The following is a 15,379-nucleotide window of genomic DNA, read 5'->3' as shown; positions in this document are numbered from 1 at the left end:
CTATGGAACTTAATCAATATATAGATCATACCCTTTTAAAGCCGACAGCTACTGTAGAGGATATTAAGAAATTATGTACGGAAGCTAAACAATATGGTTTTTATTCAGTATGTGTTAATGGTGCTTATGTAGGTTTAGCTTGTAGTGAATTAATGAAATCAGATATAAAGATTGCAGCTGTAATTGGATTTCCTTTAGGTGCTATGACCACTAAAGCTAAGGTGTTTGAAGCTAAACAGTGTATTGATGATGGAGCAAATGAAATAGATATGGTGCTAAATATAGGATTACTTAAATCCGGTTATCATAAAATTGTTCAGGATGAAATTGCTTTGATCAAAAAAGCCATTGGAGATAATGTGCTAAAAGTAATTTTGGAGAATAGTTATCTTACTGAAGAGGAAAAGAAAATCGCTTGCCAATTATCTATTGATGCAGGTGCGGATTTTATAAAAACATCTACCGGTTTTGGTGGAGGTGGAGCCACTATAGAGGATGTGAAATTAATGAAGGAGGTTGCAAAGGATGCAATACAAATAAAAGCTTCAGGTGGAATTAGAGATGTTGAGACCGCCATGCAATATATTAATATGGGAGTTTCTCGGTTAGGTACTTCTTCTGGTGTGACTTTGGTAACTTCTAGATAGAAATAATATATTAAAAGACCCTTTATAACTTTGATTTATAAAGGGTTTTGTGAACTATATATTGATTAACTCTAAATCTTAAAAGTAATTACAGGTTCATGGGCATGATTTGCTATATCTTCTCCGATACTTCCATTAAAGAAATGAGATATACCTTGTCTACCATGAGTTGGTATTCCAATAATATCGGCGTTTATTTTTTTGCAGTAGTTAAAAATTCCACTTTCTACGGAGTAATCATTTTGAATATATACTTTTTCAAAGTTTTCTAAATTTCCGGAATCGGCTTTGAAAAGAAAATCTTTAATTCGTTTTTCAATTTGATTAGAATTTCTAAATCTATCACCTGGTAAGTTGATATAAACTAGGTGCAATGTAGCATCAAATAAATCAAACAATTTTTTTGCTTTATGATAAGCTTTGATATTTTCCATCTTGAAATCACAAGCAAAAACAGCTTGTTCTATTGAAAACTCCTGAATCTTATGTTTGATCACTAGTACTGGGATATCAGAAGTACGTACTACTTTTTCAGTATTTGATCCAGCAAATACTTCGCTTAGTCCACTGCTTCCGTGAGATCCCATAACGATAAGATCTACATCGTTTTGTTTTGCTACTTCATTTAGCTCACTAAAAACTTTGTAGTTTTGTACTGTCTCCGTGACTTTAATGTCTTTTAGGAAATCAGTGTCTAGGAAAGTACTAAATCTTTTTTCTGCAAGTTTTAAATAATAAATAGCTTCTGCTGTTTCTTGAGCTTCATCTTTAGTAAAGATGGCTTCTGATAAACCAAGCATATGTATTACAATGATTTCTGCTTGTTGCTGTTTTGCAATAGTAGCGGCTACTCGTAATGCATATTCTGAATGCTCAGAAAAGTCTATTGGGACAAGAATTTTTTTCATATTTAATTATTTTATACGATCAAAATTAGAGGATGTTAAGATTAATTAATATGATAATTGTCATACCTGTCGATCTTGATAATGATTTAATATGATTAGTTAAATGTTTTATGGTTGTTTTAAACTTTAGGTATATTGTATGATAAATTGGACAGGTAATTCGAAGTAGTATGGTTAAGCATTATAATATAGTTGTAAAAGGAAAAGTTCAAGGGGTTTGGTATAGAAAAAGTACCTTAGAAAAAGCATGGGAATTAGATGTAAAAGGAATCGTAAAGAATATGTCGGATGGTAATGTCTATATTGAGGTCGAAGGGAATGACACGCAACTAAAAACATTTTTAGATTGGTGTGGCAAAGGACCTGAATTGGCAGAAGTTACTGATGTTTCTATAAAGGAAGATACTGTTTTGCCTTATACAATGTTCGAAATTCTTTATTAGTAATTATAAAGATAGTTTTCTGTATTTGCATATTGTAACATAAGTTACTGAAAGAAGTATTCACTTTTTATACTTTTAAGCCATGAAATTATCTCGATGATTAGATGAGGTAGGAAAGGAAATGTTTTAATGTTTTAGACGACAGAATCATATCTGTTATTCTATAAAATTTTATGATATGGAGAAGTATATCAATGCTTTTATTGATGCTTTTATAAATAATATCCAGTGGACCTGGAAATCTATACTATTAGAAGTGCCTTGGTATATAAATTATTTCTGGGGCTTGATTGTAATTTCGTTATTAGTTTGGAGTTTAGAAATATTGTTTCCTTGGCGAAAAGAACAATCTATTTTTAGAAAAGATTTCTGGTTAGATGCATTTTATATGTTCTTTAATTTTTTCGTTTTTGCGATTTTAATTGGTGGATTTTATCAACTCCTAGCCCTGTTTTTCGAGGATATTGGAGTTTCTACAAAAAGTTTAACACTTATTGATATTTCTGGATTACCCACTTGGGGACAATTAATTATCTTTTTTGTCATATTGGATTTTGTACAATGGTTTACTCACGTACTACTTCATAAATATCCATTTCTTTGGAGATTCCATAAAATTCATCATTCTGTAAAAGAAATGGGGTTTGCAGCCCATCTTCGATATCATTGGATGGAAAACATATTCTATAAACCTTTAAAAACCATAGGAGTCATGGTTTTAGGAGGTTTTGAACCGGAGCAAGCCTATATTGTACATTTCGTAGCTATTACTATAGGGCATTTTAATCACGCAAATATTAAAATTACTTGGGGACCTATGAAGTATATTTTAAATAATCCAGTTATGCATTTATACCATCACTCTTATGCACTACCAAAAGATTCCTATGGTGTTAACTTTGGAATTAGTTTGAGTGTATGGGATTATATTTTTAAAACGAATTATGTACCAGAAGATAGTGGTGCAATAGAAATTGGTTTTCCAGGAGATGAAAAAGTACCTAAGAGTTTTTTTAACCAATTAATATATGGTTTTAGAAAATCGAAGAAATAAGCTGGGTACCTAATACTGATAATTGTCATAGTAAGAGCTACGTCGTATAGCTACTTTTGTATTAGAAACAATGAATATGAAAACAACAGTAGAGATACAGAATTTAAAGTGTAGTGGATGCGAAAGTACAATTGCAAGAAAGCTTCACACACTTAAGGGAATAAGAGATGTATTAGTAAATACTAATAATTGTACAGTTTCATTTAATTATGATACTAGTGATGGTATAGAAACTGTAGAGAAAGAGCTAACTAGACTTGGATATCCATTGGTTAATGATCAAAATAATTTGCAAAGGAAAGTTAAGTCCTATGTAAGTTGTGCTCTCGGGAGAATCCAGAATGATTAATAGTATAGAACGGAAATAATTATGAGAGAAAAAGTTCAGAAAAAAGCATCTTCAAACACAGTTTATGGTTTGGGTATTATAGGAGCTTTAGTCTATTATATAGGCCATGCAACAAGTTTTTGGATGGGTTTATTTGGAGTGGTAAAAGCCATTTTTTGGCCCGCTTTTTTGGTGTATGAATTATTGAAATATTTAGGGGCTTCTTAAATTGGATTCCTATGGCTTGTGGTATTTTTAATTAATCATACCTTTGAAAAATTATTTGATATTTATTATAGAGAAAAAATGAGAATTGAACAAATGTATACAGGTTGCCTTTCGCAAGGAGCATATTATATAGAGAGTAATGGCGAAGCTGCAATTATTGATCCTATCAGAGAAGTGAATCCTTATATTGAGAAATCCAAGGAAGATAATGCAACCATAAAGTATATTTTTGAAACTCATTTTCATGCAGATTTCGTCAGTGGTCATCTTACGCTTTCCAAAGAATCTGGAGCTCCGATTGTGTATGGCCCGCAAGCTTCTACTTCATTCGATGCAATTATAGCAGAAGATGGTCAGGAGTTTAAAATTGGAAATATCACTATTGTAGCATTGCACACACCAGGACATACTTTAGAAAGTACGACATATTTGCTAAAAGATGAAGAAGGAAAGGATCATGCCATTTTTAGTGGCGACACGCTATTTCTTGGTGATGTGGGAAGACCTGATCTTGCACAGAAAGCTGCAAACATGACTCAAGAACAATTAGCAGAGATGTTATATGATAGTTTGCGAACTAAGATTATGCCATTATCTGATGATGTTATTGTATATCCAGCTCATGGAGCCGGATCAGCTTGTGGAAAGAATATGAGTAAAGAAACCATAGGAACTCTAGGTGTTCAGAAAGAAACGAATTATGCGCTGAGGCCTGATATGACTAAAGCAGAATTTGTAAAAGAAGTAACAGATGGTTTACTTCCTCCGCCTTCTTATTTTCCATTAAATGTTAAAATGAATAAAGAAGGATATGATGATATTAACGAAGTTTTAGAGCGTGGTACGCGAGCTCTAGATCCAGAGGCTTTTGAAATAATCGCTAATGAAACAGGTGCAATTATTCTAGATGTACGTCATCAAGATGAATATGTTAAGGGACATATCCCAAGATCTATTTTTATTGGTTTAGATGGAGGTTTTGCACCTTGGGTTGGAGCATTAATTGGAGATGTAAAGCAACCTATATTATTGATAACACCTAAAGGAAGAGAAGAGGAAACAGTTACCAGACTTTCCAGAGTAGGTTTTGATAATACTTTAGGGTTTTTAAAAGGAGGTTTTGAAGCTTGGCAAGAAGAAAGTAGAGAAATAGATACTTTAGATTCTATCCCTGCGGATACTTTTAAAAATCTACTAACAGGTACTACTCCTGTTTTTGATGTTAGAAAACAGAATGAATTTTCTGCTGCTCATATAGAAGGAGCTTATAATACTCCGCTTGATTTGATAAATAATCATTTTAACGAATTTCCAAGAGATACAACTTTTTATATTCATTGTGCTGGAGGATATCGTTCTGTAATAGCTGCTTCTATTTTAAAAAGTAGAGGAATACACAATTTGGTGGATGTTGCTGGCGGTTTTAAATCAATTAAGGAAGCAGGAATACAAACTACCGTATAGGGGTTTTTCTTTGTATATCTTAATGATTGTTTCTTAGTATGTTTTAATACTATGTAGGCTAGATTGACGTTTTAGTAGTTGATTTAACAGAGTTTTATTTCAAAACCACTATTTTGTAACCTAATAAACCTACTTATCCTTTTTTTGAACCTTAATTTACTATATATAATATTTCTTCAGGAGGTGCCGCAACCAGGAATTCCAAAATTTCTTGGTGTTATTCTTACTATTGGGATTGTTTCTATATGTATATATTATGTATCCCGATATTTAGAAACGGTATATGCAAAGGTGCATAAGAAGCCTTTCTTTGTGCATTTTTATTTAACTCATAAAAAAGTACCTACTAGGTTAGTTTCTTTTTTAGCGACTAACACATTGTATAATCAATTAGATAAGCGAAGAAAGAAGTATTTTGAACATCGTGTTGCACATTTTTTAGAAACGACCAAGTTTGTTGGACGAGAGGGACTTATAATTGATGATGATAAACGTATGCAGATTGCCATGATGGTCATCCAATTGACTTTTGGTATGCGTAATTATTTGTTAGAATATGTTGAAACAATTATTTTATATCCATCGAGTTATTATTCTATTCTTAATAAAACGGAGAACAACGGAGAGTTTAATCCAAGATCAAAAGCGCTAGTGTTGTCTTGGGAACATTTTAATTTAGGAAACTTACATCAAGAAGATGGAGTAAATCTAGGAATACACGAAATTACTCATGCAATCCATTATTGTTCATTAAAAAGTAATAATATTAGCTCCGAGATATTTCACGATACTTTTTTGGAGTTAGAAAAACATTTATCGTCTTTAGAATTACGCAATAAAATTATTGAATCTAAAATATTAAGAGAATACGCATTTACCGATAAGTTCGAATTTATAGCTGTATTAGTGGAAGTTTTTATGGAATCTCCGGAAAAACTTAAAAAGCAATTTCCAGATATTTATACCTACGTGAGCCGCATGCTAAATTTTAATTATTTTAAAGTTTAAATATGTATGACTCGTTAGATTGAATTCTTATATATGATTGATTTTTAAATTCTTATGTGTTTTTTGTGAAAAACACGAGAAATGGAGGTAACATTTTACTTTACTATGATACTTATATTAAATGATAAAACTATCTTTATCTAACTAAACAGTTAAATCTAAAATGAATAATATGGAAGAGTTTCAGCAAGTAGCGCCTGTAGTAAGTTCACTTACTGATGAAAAAAGAGTTACTTTTTATAAAAAGACATATACGCATCTAGCAATGGCAGTATTGTTATTTGTGATTGTAGAATGGGTGTTTTTTCAGATTGAGCCTTTGGTAAATTTTGCATTTTCAATGACTCAAGGATGGAGATGGATGATTATGTTAGGAGGTTTTATGTTAGCAACCAATTATGCAGAGAAAATGGCCCATAAAACTCATGATATTAATAAACAGTATTTAGGACTGCTTCTTTATGTAGTAGCTGAAGCTTTTATTTTTATCCCTTTAATAGGAATTGCAATGATGATTGCAGAGAGTGGTGGAGCTAATATATTAAATCAAGCTGCGATATTAACATTAGCATTGTTTACAGGGCTATCTGGAGTGGTATTGTTAACTAAAAAAGATTTTTCTTTCTTAAAATCTATGTTGACAATTGGTTTCTTTATAGCATTGGGTTTGATTATCGCTGGATTATTGTTTGGATTTAATCTTGGATTATGGTTTAGTGTAGGAATGGTAGTATTGGCATCTGGTTCTATTTTGTATCAGACTTCTAATATGGTACATAAATACTCAGAAGACCAGTATGTTGGTGCTTCTCTAGGGTTATTTGCTTCTTTAATGCTATTATTTTGGTATATTTTAAGCATCCTATCAAACGATTAATTTACCTTTTAAATTAAAGTAATAACAAATAAAAAAGCTCTCTAAATTTAGAGAGCTTTTTTATTTGTTATTACTTCTAACCGTTTCTTTTGGCGTTCATGATGTCTCATATGTATTTCTATAAGAGAAAACCATTCTACAGCGTTAATCATTCCGAAGAATGGATGGCTATGTTTTATTTTTTTATCGAAATGTTTGATTAATGGTTCCTGGGATAAAGCTTCTGTAATAAATTCTTTGAATTTATTTTCTAAAGTTTCTCTTTCTAAAATTTCAGGGGTAAAATCTGATACAATTTTAGTGGGAAAAGATTCCATTTTTATCGTACGAGAAGGAATAATATTTAAATTAAATATTAGATACGCAGCACTATTTTTTGGTTTTCCTTTTTTAATGCTATTCTCAATACATTTTTGAAAATTAGGAAGCTGATATGTTTTTGCTACTCGAATGATATGATCGAATAACTCTGCAAGACACCATTGATTAGATGCAGGTTTGTGATACAATTCGTCCTGACTATAATTTTGAAGATCTGTATACCATTTTTCTGATCTTCTTTTAAAAACGATTATAGGATCTTTATAAAACACTTGAGCGTTTGGATATTATATGTTTTATAATAGTTTTTGCATGTATTCTGGAGTTTTCTATGAACCAAACATGAGTATCCATTCCTCCACAGATAACACCAGCTAAATATAATCCACTGATGTTTGATTCCATAGTTTGGTCATTATAGTTAGGATATTTTTTCTCATCATCGGAGAGTTGAATTCCAATTTTCTGTAGAAAATCAAAATTTGGAGTATATCCAGTTAACGCTAAGACATAATCATTTTCGATACTAACTTCTCCATCTGGCGTATTTATAATGATATGTAGAGGTAATATTTTGTTTACCGTACTATTAAAGAAAACATTAATGCTTCCTTCTGAAATCCTATTTTCAATATCAGGTTTTACCCAGTATTTTACTCTATTTCCGATTTCTGGTGATCTTACAATCATGGTTACATCAGCACCTTTTCGATAACACTCTAAAGCGGCGTCTACAGCAGAATTACTAGCGCCAACAACGACTAATTTTTGTTTTGCAAAAAAATGGGGGTCCTTATAGTAGTGAGACACTTTTGATAGATCTTCTCCGGGAACATTTATTGTATTAGGAATATCATAAAAACCAGTTGCAACAATAACTTTATTCGCTACGTAATTTTGTTTTTCTGTGTCTATAAAAAAAGTAGTATCCTCTTTTTTTATGGTATTTACTTTTTCAAAAAGATGAATATTTATATCATTAGAAGTAACAATTCTTCGATAATATTCTAAAGCCTCATTTCTTTTAGGTTTAGCTTCATTACTTATGAAAGGAATTCCATCGATCTCTAGTTTTTCTGAAGAAGAAAAAAACTGCATATTAATTGGGTAGTTAAAAAGAGAATTCACTATTGGTCCTTTCTCAATAATAAGATAATCTAACCCGTTTTTTTTCGCTTCTAGTCCACAGGCGATACCTATTGGACCACCACCAATTACTATAAGATCATAATGTTTCATTAGGCAATCAACTCTTTCAATCCTGTAATGGTCTGGATTGGATCATCACTTTTAAATACATAACTTCCAGCTACAAGAACATCGGCACCAGCTTCTATAAGCTGTTTAGCATTTTTGTTAGTAACTCCTCCATCTATTTCGATCATTGTTTGCGAATTATTGCGATCAATGATTTCTTTAAGTTGTTTTACTTTTTTGTAAGTATTTTCTATAAATGATTGTCCTCCAAAACCTGGATTTACACTCATAATACATACTAAATCAATATCCTTAATTGTATCTTCTAGTAGGCTTACATTCGTATGCGGATTTATAGCAACACCTGCTTTCATACCTTCTGCTTTTATAGCTTGTAATGTTCTATGGAGATGCGTACAAGCTTCGTAGTGAACAGTAAGTATATTACTTCCTAAATCAGCAAAAGTTTTTATATATCTGTCTGGATCAACAATCATTAAATGTACATCAATAGTTTTTGTTGCGTGTTTTACGATATCTCTTAATACGGGCATCCCAAAAGAGATGTTAGGTACAAAAACTCCATCCATGATATCGATATGAAACCAATCCGCATCACTGTTATTGATCATTTCTACATCACGTTGTAAGTTAGCGAAATCGGCAGCTAGTACTGAAGGGGCAATTAGTTTTGAAGACATAAAATTGTGTTGTTTGCCACAAAAGTACTATTAAAGTTTTGAAATTGGGGTTAAGAAAGCTGCATAAATTTGTTTGTTAAATAAGATATACTTTTGAATGTTTCGGGATTATTAGATTTTTCTTTTTCTAAAAATTGCTGTAATTCCGAATGTTCAGATCTTCTATTAATTGTAGAAAAACTGGAATTATATGCGGAAAATGACGGTTTCTCCATTTCATGATCAAATATCTTGATTACATCATAATGCATAGAATCAAGAAGTATTTTTTTGAATAATTCTTTTATAATAGTTTTTTCACCTTCAAGGATTTGAAAAAAGTTACCATCAGAGTACATTAAAATACCGGTTATGTTTAGGCTATTATTTTTAACCTTAACAAAATCTAGTAGTTCATTAATATCAGCGTTAGTTAATAATCGATTTGCTGTACTTACATAACTAATGGTTTGCCACATAACAAAATAAGTGTTTATTAAATTTAATATTAATTGTGGGGAGTTATCCCTAATCTTAAAAAAATTAACATTTGTTTAATAGTTTAATCTTATCATTTTTTTGACCGTATATTTTTAGGGAAGTCCCAAAAATTTATTAGTCAAATATGAAATACTTTTAAAACTTTTTCGGTTATGTGCTTTTTCTTGCTCTAGGAACTGTTGTAGTTCTAAATAATCTTTTTTTCCGCGAACAGTGGTATAGCTACTCTGAAAACTTTTAAAAGATGGAGTATGAATTGGTCTGTCAAATATTTTAATGAGATTGAAATGTCTTAAATCTTCTTCGATTTTTCGATATAGGTTTAATATGATTGGCTTTTCACCTTCTATGATTTGAAAGAAATTTTGATCAGAATGCATCAAAATTCCAGTAATATTTAGCTCATCATTTTTTAGTTTTGAAATATATAACAGTTCATTGATTTGAAAATCAGAAAGCTTTTTAGAAGTACTTACATAAGATATTGTATGTAACATATTAGTTTCTTATAAACTAAAGTTAGTTATTTTTTGGGGAATTTTTATGTTAATTTTTAATTTTATCGTTTGTTTATTCTTTTATTGAAATCACTTTTACGAAACCGTAAAAAACAGAACATTCATTATGATAATTTCATGAATTTATTAGCTAGATATGAGATACTTTTGTAATTGTCTGGATTAAATGATTTTTCTTCTCTAAGAAAAGCTTGAAGTTCACTATGATCATAAGATTCTCCAACAACTGTAAAATTAGAATGATATCTAGAAAAACAAGGGTTTACTATGGCTCTATCAAAGATTTTGATAATATTATAATGCCTAGCATCTTGTTTTATTTTTAGAAATAAGGAATCGATTAAATCTTTTTTTCCTTCTAGAACCTGTAGAAAATTACCATCTGAGTACATTAAAATCCCAGTAATTTTAAGGTTATTATTTTTTAATTTAACGAAGTCAAATAATTTTTCCATATCATCGTCGCTTAGTGAAGGATCTACGGTACTTACATAACTAATAGTTTGCCACATTTGATATGAATCTTTCTTAAATATACTGTTTTTTATATCAAAAAGTACTTGGATAATATAAAATGGTTTCAAAAGTTCGCTAGAAAATTTTCTTTAAATTTTGAATAACTATGTATATACATGAAAAAACCTCCGGTAATCAGCCGGAGGTCATTCATCAATCAAAAAACGAACAGTTATGTTATAAACTGTTTGTAATCGCAATTTAGGAAATAAAAAGTTATCCTAAATAAGTTTTTAATATTTTACTACGAGATGTATGTTTTAATCTACGAATAGCTTTTTCTTTAATTTGACGAACACGCTCACGTGTTAGGTCAAAAGTTTCTCCAATTTCTTCTAATGTCATAGGATGTTGATCTCCAAGACCGAAATATAAACGGATTACATCAGCTTCTCTAGGAGTAAGTGTTTCTAGAGCTCTTTCAATCTCCGTACGAAGTGATTCGTGCAATAATGATCTATCAGGATTTGGAGATTCTCCAGAATTTAATACATCATAAAGATTAGAATCTTCACCTTCTACTAAAGGAGCATCCATACTTACGTGACGACCAGAGTTTTTCATAGACTCTTTTACGTCATTAATAGTCATATCTAGTTCTTTTGCAATCTCTTCAGCACTTGGCGGACGTTCGTGAGATTGCTCTAGAAAAGCATATGTTTTATTAATTTTATTAATAGAACCAATCTTGTTCAATGGTAAACGAACGATACGAGACTGTTCTGCTAAAGCTTGTAAGATAGATTGACGAATCCACCATACTGCATACGAAATGAACTTAAAACCTCTTGTTTCATCAAAACGTTTAGCAGCTTTGATTAATCCTAAATTACCTTCATTTATTAAATCAGGTAAAGTAAGTCCTTGATTTTGGTATTGCTTTGCAACAGATACAACAAATCGTAAATTCGCTTTAGTTAATTTTTCAAGGGCTCTTTCATCTCCAGCTTTTATTCGCTGAGCTAATTCCACCTCTTCATCAGCAGTAATAAGATCTACTTTTCCTATTTCTTGCAAATACTTGTCCAGCGATGCAGTCTCACGATTCGTTACCTGCTTCGTAATCTTAAGTTGTCTCATCTATGTTATCCTTGAAATTTTATTAGTGAATACTTTAGGGCTTTGCTTTTTATTTATTATACGTATGTTGTTACGAAAATGTTACAAAAAAGTAAAATTATTTTTTTATAGCCTTCTTTTAGGACATAAAATAACTTGAGAATTTTGTCGTAAGAGAATCTAAATGTTTACAATTTTATTCGAATTCAAGAACATTTTTAGCTGCTATAAGAGATCGGAGTGCATCTATTTTTTTGTACATTTTATTAAAAAATAGATTTCTTTCCTTTTCGCCAGCTGTACTTAATAGTTTGGAGCCATCCATTTGTATATTCAAAAAATGTTCTGCTTGATTACAGGTAATCACATCATTGGTTCTATAATATGATAGAATAGTGAAAGGAACATATAATGATGTTTCGGTAGGTGTTTTAACTAATACACGATTGTTCATTAGTAATAACTCATTATAATAGAATTTAAAGTTATCTTTTTGATCAATTATTTTTTTAGAAATTCTTTGAATCAATTTCTGAAGGTCATCACATATTTCTAATGCATCTTTAGAAGTAAGTGAATTCGATTCAAAATAAAAGTGGATTTGTTTTAATGTACTATTTATAGTGGTAATATCCCATATCTCTACGGAGTTTAGGTCATTGTACATATTACCTAAACGTTTTGCGGCTTCTAATAGTGATAAAGAAGGATTAAAACCTGTAAATCTAACATCACCAAGATCAGAATCCATTATTTTTAACCAGACATACATTTTAAATTTAGAAAGTAAATTGTCGTCTGATGTATAAAAAATCGGCAAATCCTTAGCAGAATAAATCATTTCTACATCCTTATTGTTTATGAGAGGTGATAAGGAGTTATAGGAATTCTCATAATAAGCAAGAAGACTTTCCATATCGCGAACAGGAGCTGTTTTTTTTACAGCTACTATGTGTTCGTCTTCACTAGAGAATAGCTGATCTATTGATAAACTGAAGTATTTAGCTAATGTAACTCCTTCTTCTAATGATAATTTACTTTTTTTACTGATTCTTCTGTGAGCAGCGTCATAACTAATGTCCAATGCGGTAGCTACTTCATCAATAAGAGAATTTTTAGAATTAATTTGTTTTTTTATAAGTTCTAAGAAGTTTTCTTGTATCATTTTTTGATTTTAATAAGATTGATGATGTTCCGAAGTGGAAAAGTAATGTAGAAAAATAAGTTAATTTTGCGTTTTTCGCAAATAGTAAAACATCGGCTTGTGATTATTACGCTTTTCGCAAAATAAATATATCAGTTTTCTTTCTTATTGGATATATTATATGGGTGATTTCTAAAATAAGTAGGGATACTATGATTATTGGATAAAAAAATGAAAGATAATTACTTTTTTTAGTTCATAAGTACTTAGAAATCAATTGATAATCCGGTCTGTATCGTAAAATATAGAGGTTTGTAGCTTTTTTGGTTTTTACTAGCGCTCTGCATTTGATATTTAAATATAGGTTCTACATTGATATATGTATTCTTAAAAAGAAGATATCTAAGATTCGAACCAAAATTTATGCTTGTATTTGTTGATTTTAGATTGTTACTTCTTCCTAAGTTAAAAGTATTAGAATTTGACTGCAAGGTTATGTTGTTTTTTTGCAGAATTAAAAAGCTCGCGCCACCTATTATAGACCAATCAAATCGATTATTAATTATTTTATACGCTAATCCTGCCGAAAGTTCGTGATAAAACACCTTTTGAGTCAGGTCGACTGTTTCTTGATTTGAAATACTCTGAACAATAGTATTAGGTATTAATATGTTCGAATCTAAAAGAGCACTAGGTAGTGTGTCAATTTTTATATCGTTAATTTTAGTGTTTAATGCTATTCTATTATAACCTGTTCTTAAGCTAATTTTTTCATTAAAATCTGCGGTAAGAACTACACCATAATTTAAAGTTAATTTTCCGGTTTGCTCGTTGTTTAATAACCTGTCACTTACCAAAGAACCATTGTTAGGAATGGTATACGTTGGAATTGCGTGAACCGCAAAATTGAAGTTTTTAAACATTTTTTTCTGGACAGGCTTTAGATAAATCAATGTATCCTTAGAGGTTTTTTTAAGAATTTCATTGTTTTCAGTAATAACATCGGTAGGTATAGTGTCATTTTTTATTATTTTATTTTCTTGATTATCCGAGACAATACTTTGATTAGGCGCTCCTAAGAAAATAGTATCCTTAGATATTGTACGTTTAAAAGGTTCTGATTTGTTGTTTTGATTTGTTTTAGTGCTCGGAATATTAGCTGAAGCTTGATTATAATTCTTTGCACGTTTGGTTTTGTTGCTCTTTTCTGAAATTAAACCATTCATTATTTTCTTAGGGATCGAATCAGATATTATAGATGTATTACTATTAGCGATTTTATTCTGATTTGTTACTAAAGCCGGATTAGGAACATTTTGGGGAACTGTTTTATCAGAGGTTGTGGTTGTTACACTTATAATTTCGATTGTGTCTTTTTTTCGAAAATCATTATGGTTTGGTTCGGTTTTATTGAGTATGCTCTTATCTTCAATTTTTTCATTATCACTAGAGAAAAGTTGGTTCGTGTTATTTGTTATTTCTCCATTGGGATTATTGTCAATTTCATTACAATTTTCGTTCTGATCTTGTTGAATAAATATGTCAGTATATGATGGTTTGTTTTTATTAGACGGCTCAATGAATGTAAAAACACCAGTTACAATTATCATTATAAAGAGAGCTGCTATACCTATAATACGTAACCAATAGATTCGTTTAGAAGTATTTGTTTTGTCTAATTCTGCCTCCAGATCTTTCCAGATAACATTTTCTGGCGATTTGTTAAAATCACCTAGATGCTCTTTGAACACTTTTCCTATGTCTTTTCCATTATCCATTACTTACTGCCATTTTTTTTTGATAATCATTCTGCGCAAGAATCTTTGTCTTTAATAATATTTTTGCCCTATGTAAATTGGATTTAGATGTTCCTTCAGAAATTTTAAGCATTTTTGCCACTTCTTTATGAGAATAATTATCTAGTTCATATAAACTAAAAACTAATCTATATTGACTAGGTAACTCATGAATAAATGCTAATAATTCGTCTATAGAAAAATTAAATGTTTGTGTGTCTATGTTAATATTAGAAGTTAGTTCTTCTTTTAGAGGTACATTTTTATTAAAATCGTTTTTGTAGTGATCTATTGCCTTATTAATGGTGATTCTCTTCATCCATCCTTCAAAAGAACCTTTAAAATTATATTGATTTATTTTCTTAAAAATAATAAGAAAAGAATCGTGTAAAATGTCCTCTGCTTCCTCATAATTCTTGCAATACTTTAAGCACAATGAAAATAATTTATCCCGGTAGGCATAAAATAATTTACTTTGTGCTTCTCTATTGTTTTTCTTACACTTGTTAATCAGTTCTCTATTATCCAATAGATTATAATTTTATTCTTTCATTCGGTTTATTACCAATTTAGACCAAAATCAATAAAAAGGTTGCGTCAAACTAAGTTTTTTTTTGAAAAAAAATCAAGTATGTCTATATCGCACCTTTTTTTTAATGAACACAGAGTAAAAGCTATAAAGCATATGTA

The 15,379-nt window shown here is 30.4% G+C and carries 19 protein-coding genes; 8 read left to right on the top strand and 11 right to left on the bottom strand.

Annotated features, from left to right (window positions below; genetic code table 11):
• Positions 1 to 2 precede the first annotated feature (2 nt).
• Positions 3 to 647, top strand: coding sequence for a deoxyribose-phosphate aldolase (gene deoC / locus NMK29_RS15980; RefSeq protein ID WP_108801887.1), 645 nt, complete (start codon positions 3 to 5; stop codon positions 645 to 647).
• 71 nt (positions 648 to 718) lie between these two features.
• Here deoC and NMK29_RS15975 read toward each other — a convergent pair whose 3' ends face one another.
• The gene (locus tag NMK29_RS15975) at positions 719 to 1,555 is read right to left on the bottom strand and encodes a universal stress protein (protein WP_108801886.1); all 837 of its coding nucleotides are present in this window, start codon (positions 1,553 to 1,555) and stop codon (positions 719 to 721) included.
• Positions 1,556 to 1,725: 170 nt separating this feature from the next.
• On the opposite strand from NMK29_RS15975, the gene NMK29_RS15970 reads away from it, so the two are divergent.
• The 7 genes from NMK29_RS15970 to NMK29_RS15940 all read left to right on the top strand — a co-directional run bounded on the left by NMK29_RS15970 (position 1,726) and on the right by NMK29_RS15940 (position 6,957).
• Positions 1,726 to 1,998: an acylphosphatase gene (locus NMK29_RS15970; protein ID WP_108801885.1), complete on the top strand. Its 273-nt coding sequence runs from the start codon at positions 1,726 to 1,728 to the stop codon at positions 1,996 to 1,998.
• A 178-nt stretch (positions 1,999 to 2,176) separates the two neighbouring features.
• The gene (locus NMK29_RS15965; protein WP_108801884.1) at positions 2,177 to 3,052 is read left to right on the top strand and encodes a sterol desaturase family protein; all 876 of its coding nucleotides are present in this window, start codon (positions 2,177 to 2,179) and stop codon (positions 3,050 to 3,052) included.
• A gap of 76 nt (positions 3,053 to 3,128) precedes the next feature.
• A complete protein-coding gene (locus NMK29_RS15960) occupies positions 3,129 to 3,401 on the top strand; it encodes a heavy-metal-associated domain-containing protein (RefSeq protein ID WP_159092083.1) in 273 nt (90 codons plus the stop codon).
• A gap of 21 nt (positions 3,402 to 3,422) precedes the next feature.
• On the top strand, positions 3,423 to 3,608 hold the full coding sequence (locus tag NMK29_RS15955; protein WP_108801882.1) for a hypothetical protein: 186 nt from the start codon (positions 3,423 to 3,425) through the stop codon (positions 3,606 to 3,608).
• Between the two features lie 78 nt (positions 3,609 to 3,686).
• Positions 3,687 to 5,072, top strand: coding sequence for a rhodanese-like domain-containing protein (locus tag NMK29_RS15950; protein ID WP_108802311.1), 1,386 nt, complete (start codon positions 3,687 to 3,689; stop codon positions 5,070 to 5,072).
• Positions 5,073 to 5,216: 144 nt separating this feature from the next.
• Positions 5,217 to 6,080, top strand: a complete 864-nt coding sequence (locus NMK29_RS15945; protein ID WP_159092082.1) for a zinc-dependent peptidase — start codon at positions 5,217 to 5,219, stop codon at positions 6,078 to 6,080.
• 172 nt (positions 6,081 to 6,252) lie between these two features.
• Entirely contained in the window at positions 6,253 to 6,957 is a 705-nt protein-coding gene (locus NMK29_RS15940) for a Bax inhibitor-1 family protein (protein ID WP_108802310.1), read from the top strand.
• 47 nt (positions 6,958 to 7,004) lie between these two features.
• Here the strand turns inward: NMK29_RS15940 and NMK29_RS15935 are convergent, their stop codons facing one another.
• From NMK29_RS15935 to NMK29_RS15890, 10 genes are all read right to left on the bottom strand, one after another.
• A complete protein-coding gene (locus NMK29_RS15935) occupies positions 7,005 to 7,550 on the bottom strand; it encodes a hypothetical protein (protein ID WP_108801880.1) in 546 nt (181 codons plus the stop codon).
• On the bottom strand, positions 7,540 to 8,517 hold the full coding sequence (locus tag NMK29_RS15930) for a YpdA family putative bacillithiol disulfide reductase (protein ID WP_108801879.1): 978 nt from the start codon (positions 8,515 to 8,517) through the stop codon (positions 7,540 to 7,542). Before NMK29_RS15930 ends, NMK29_RS15935 begins: the two co-directional genes overlap by 11 nt.
• Positions 8,517 to 9,176 carry a ribulose-phosphate 3-epimerase gene (rpe, locus tag NMK29_RS15925; protein ID WP_108801878.1) on the bottom strand — a complete coding sequence of 220 codons (660 nt, stop codon included), beginning with the start codon at positions 9,174 to 9,176 and terminating at the stop codon, positions 8,517 to 8,519. The genes NMK29_RS15930 and rpe overlap by 1 nt, the downstream gene beginning before the upstream one ends.
• Before the next feature lie 50 nt (positions 9,177 to 9,226).
• Positions 9,227 to 9,634 (bottom strand): BLUF domain-containing protein, encoded by a 408-nt coding sequence (locus NMK29_RS15920; protein WP_108801877.1) that lies wholly within the window; start codon positions 9,632 to 9,634, stop codon positions 9,227 to 9,229.
• A 114-nt stretch (positions 9,635 to 9,748) separates the two neighbouring features.
• Complete coding sequence (locus NMK29_RS15915) at positions 9,749 to 10,153, bottom strand: BLUF domain-containing protein (protein WP_108801876.1); 405 nt, start codon at positions 10,151 to 10,153, stop codon at positions 9,749 to 9,751.
• A 125-nt stretch (positions 10,154 to 10,278) separates the two neighbouring features.
• Positions 10,279 to 10,758, bottom strand: a complete 480-nt coding sequence (locus NMK29_RS15910; protein ID WP_108801875.1) for a BLUF domain-containing protein — start codon at positions 10,756 to 10,758, stop codon at positions 10,279 to 10,281.
• 148 nt (positions 10,759 to 10,906) lie between these two features.
• Positions 10,907 to 11,770: an RNA polymerase sigma factor RpoD/SigA gene (locus tag NMK29_RS15905; protein ID WP_027395748.1), complete on the bottom strand. Its 864-nt coding sequence runs from the start codon at positions 11,768 to 11,770 to the stop codon at positions 10,907 to 10,909.
• Between the two features lie 175 nt (positions 11,771 to 11,945).
• On the bottom strand, positions 11,946 to 12,914 hold the full coding sequence (locus NMK29_RS15900; RefSeq protein ID WP_108801874.1) for a hypothetical protein: 969 nt from the start codon (positions 12,912 to 12,914) through the stop codon (positions 11,946 to 11,948).
• Between the two features lie 245 nt (positions 12,915 to 13,159).
• Positions 13,160 to 14,671 (bottom strand): hypothetical protein, encoded by a 1,512-nt coding sequence (locus tag NMK29_RS15895; protein WP_108801873.1) that lies wholly within the window; start codon positions 14,669 to 14,671, stop codon positions 13,160 to 13,162.
• Entirely contained in the window at positions 14,664 to 15,218 is a 555-nt protein-coding gene (locus NMK29_RS15890; protein ID WP_108801872.1) for an RNA polymerase sigma factor, read from the bottom strand. The genes NMK29_RS15895 and NMK29_RS15890 overlap by 8 nt, the downstream gene beginning before the upstream one ends.
• Positions 15,219 to 15,379 lie beyond the last annotated feature (161 nt).

The organism is Aquimarina sp. Aq107, from assembly GCF_943733665.1.
Classification (GTDB): Bacteria; Bacteroidota; Bacteroidia; order Flavobacteriales; family Flavobacteriaceae; genus Aquimarina.
The sequence above is the reverse complement of the archived record's forward strand: the minus strand, read 5'-3'. Positions and strand labels throughout refer to the sequence as shown.

What these genes read in the sequence shown, in the direction of transcription:
- NMK29_RS15905 (WP_027395748.1), bottom strand. Translation starts at nt 11,770, where the DNA reads ATGAGACAACTTAAGATTACGAAGCAGGTAACGAATCGTGAGACTGCA.
- NMK29_RS15950 (WP_108802311.1), top strand. Translation starts at nt 3,687, where the DNA reads ATGAGAATTGAACAAATGTATACAGGTTGCCTTTCGCAAGGAGCATAT.
- rpe (WP_108801878.1), bottom strand. Translation starts at nt 9,176, where the DNA reads ATGTCTTCAAAACTAATTGCCCCTTCAGTACTAGCTGCCGATTTCGCT.
- NMK29_RS15955 (WP_108801882.1), top strand. Translation starts at nt 3,423, where the DNA reads ATGAGAGAAAAAGTTCAGAAAAAAGCATCTTCAAACACAGTTTATGGT.
- NMK29_RS15975 (WP_108801886.1), bottom strand. Translation starts at nt 1,555, where the DNA reads ATGAAAAAAATTCTTGTCCCAATAGACTTTTCTGAGCATTCAGAATAT.
- deoC (WP_108801887.1), top strand. Translation starts at nt 3, where the DNA reads ATGGAACTTAATCAATATATAGATCATACCCTTTTAAAGCCGACAGCT.
- NMK29_RS15970 (WP_108801885.1), top strand. Translation starts at nt 1,726, where the DNA reads ATGGTTAAGCATTATAATATAGTTGTAAAAGGAAAAGTTCAAGGGGTT.
- NMK29_RS15895 (WP_108801873.1), bottom strand. Translation starts at nt 14,671, where the DNA reads ATGGATAATGGAAAAGACATAGGAAAAGTGTTCAAAGAGCATCTAGGT.
- NMK29_RS15965 (WP_108801884.1), top strand. Translation starts at nt 2,177, where the DNA reads ATGGAGAAGTATATCAATGCTTTTATTGATGCTTTTATAAATAATATC.
- NMK29_RS15960 (WP_159092083.1), top strand. Translation starts at nt 3,129, where the DNA reads ATGAAAACAACAGTAGAGATACAGAATTTAAAGTGTAGTGGATGCGAA.
- NMK29_RS15900 (WP_108801874.1), bottom strand. Translation starts at nt 12,914, where the DNA reads ATGATACAAGAAAACTTCTTAGAACTTATAAAAAAACAAATTAATTCT.
- NMK29_RS15940 (WP_108802310.1), top strand. Translation starts at nt 6,253, where the DNA reads ATGGAAGAGTTTCAGCAAGTAGCGCCTGTAGTAAGTTCACTTACTGAT.
- NMK29_RS15915 (WP_108801876.1), bottom strand. Translation starts at nt 10,153, where the DNA reads ATGTTACATACAATATCTTATGTAAGTACTTCTAAAAAGCTTTCTGAT.
- NMK29_RS15930 (WP_108801879.1), bottom strand. Translation starts at nt 8,517, where the DNA reads ATGAAACATTATGATCTTATAGTAATTGGTGGTGGTCCAATAGGTATC.
- NMK29_RS15920 (WP_108801877.1), bottom strand. Translation starts at nt 9,634, where the DNA reads ATGTGGCAAACCATTAGTTATGTAAGTACAGCAAATCGATTATTAACT.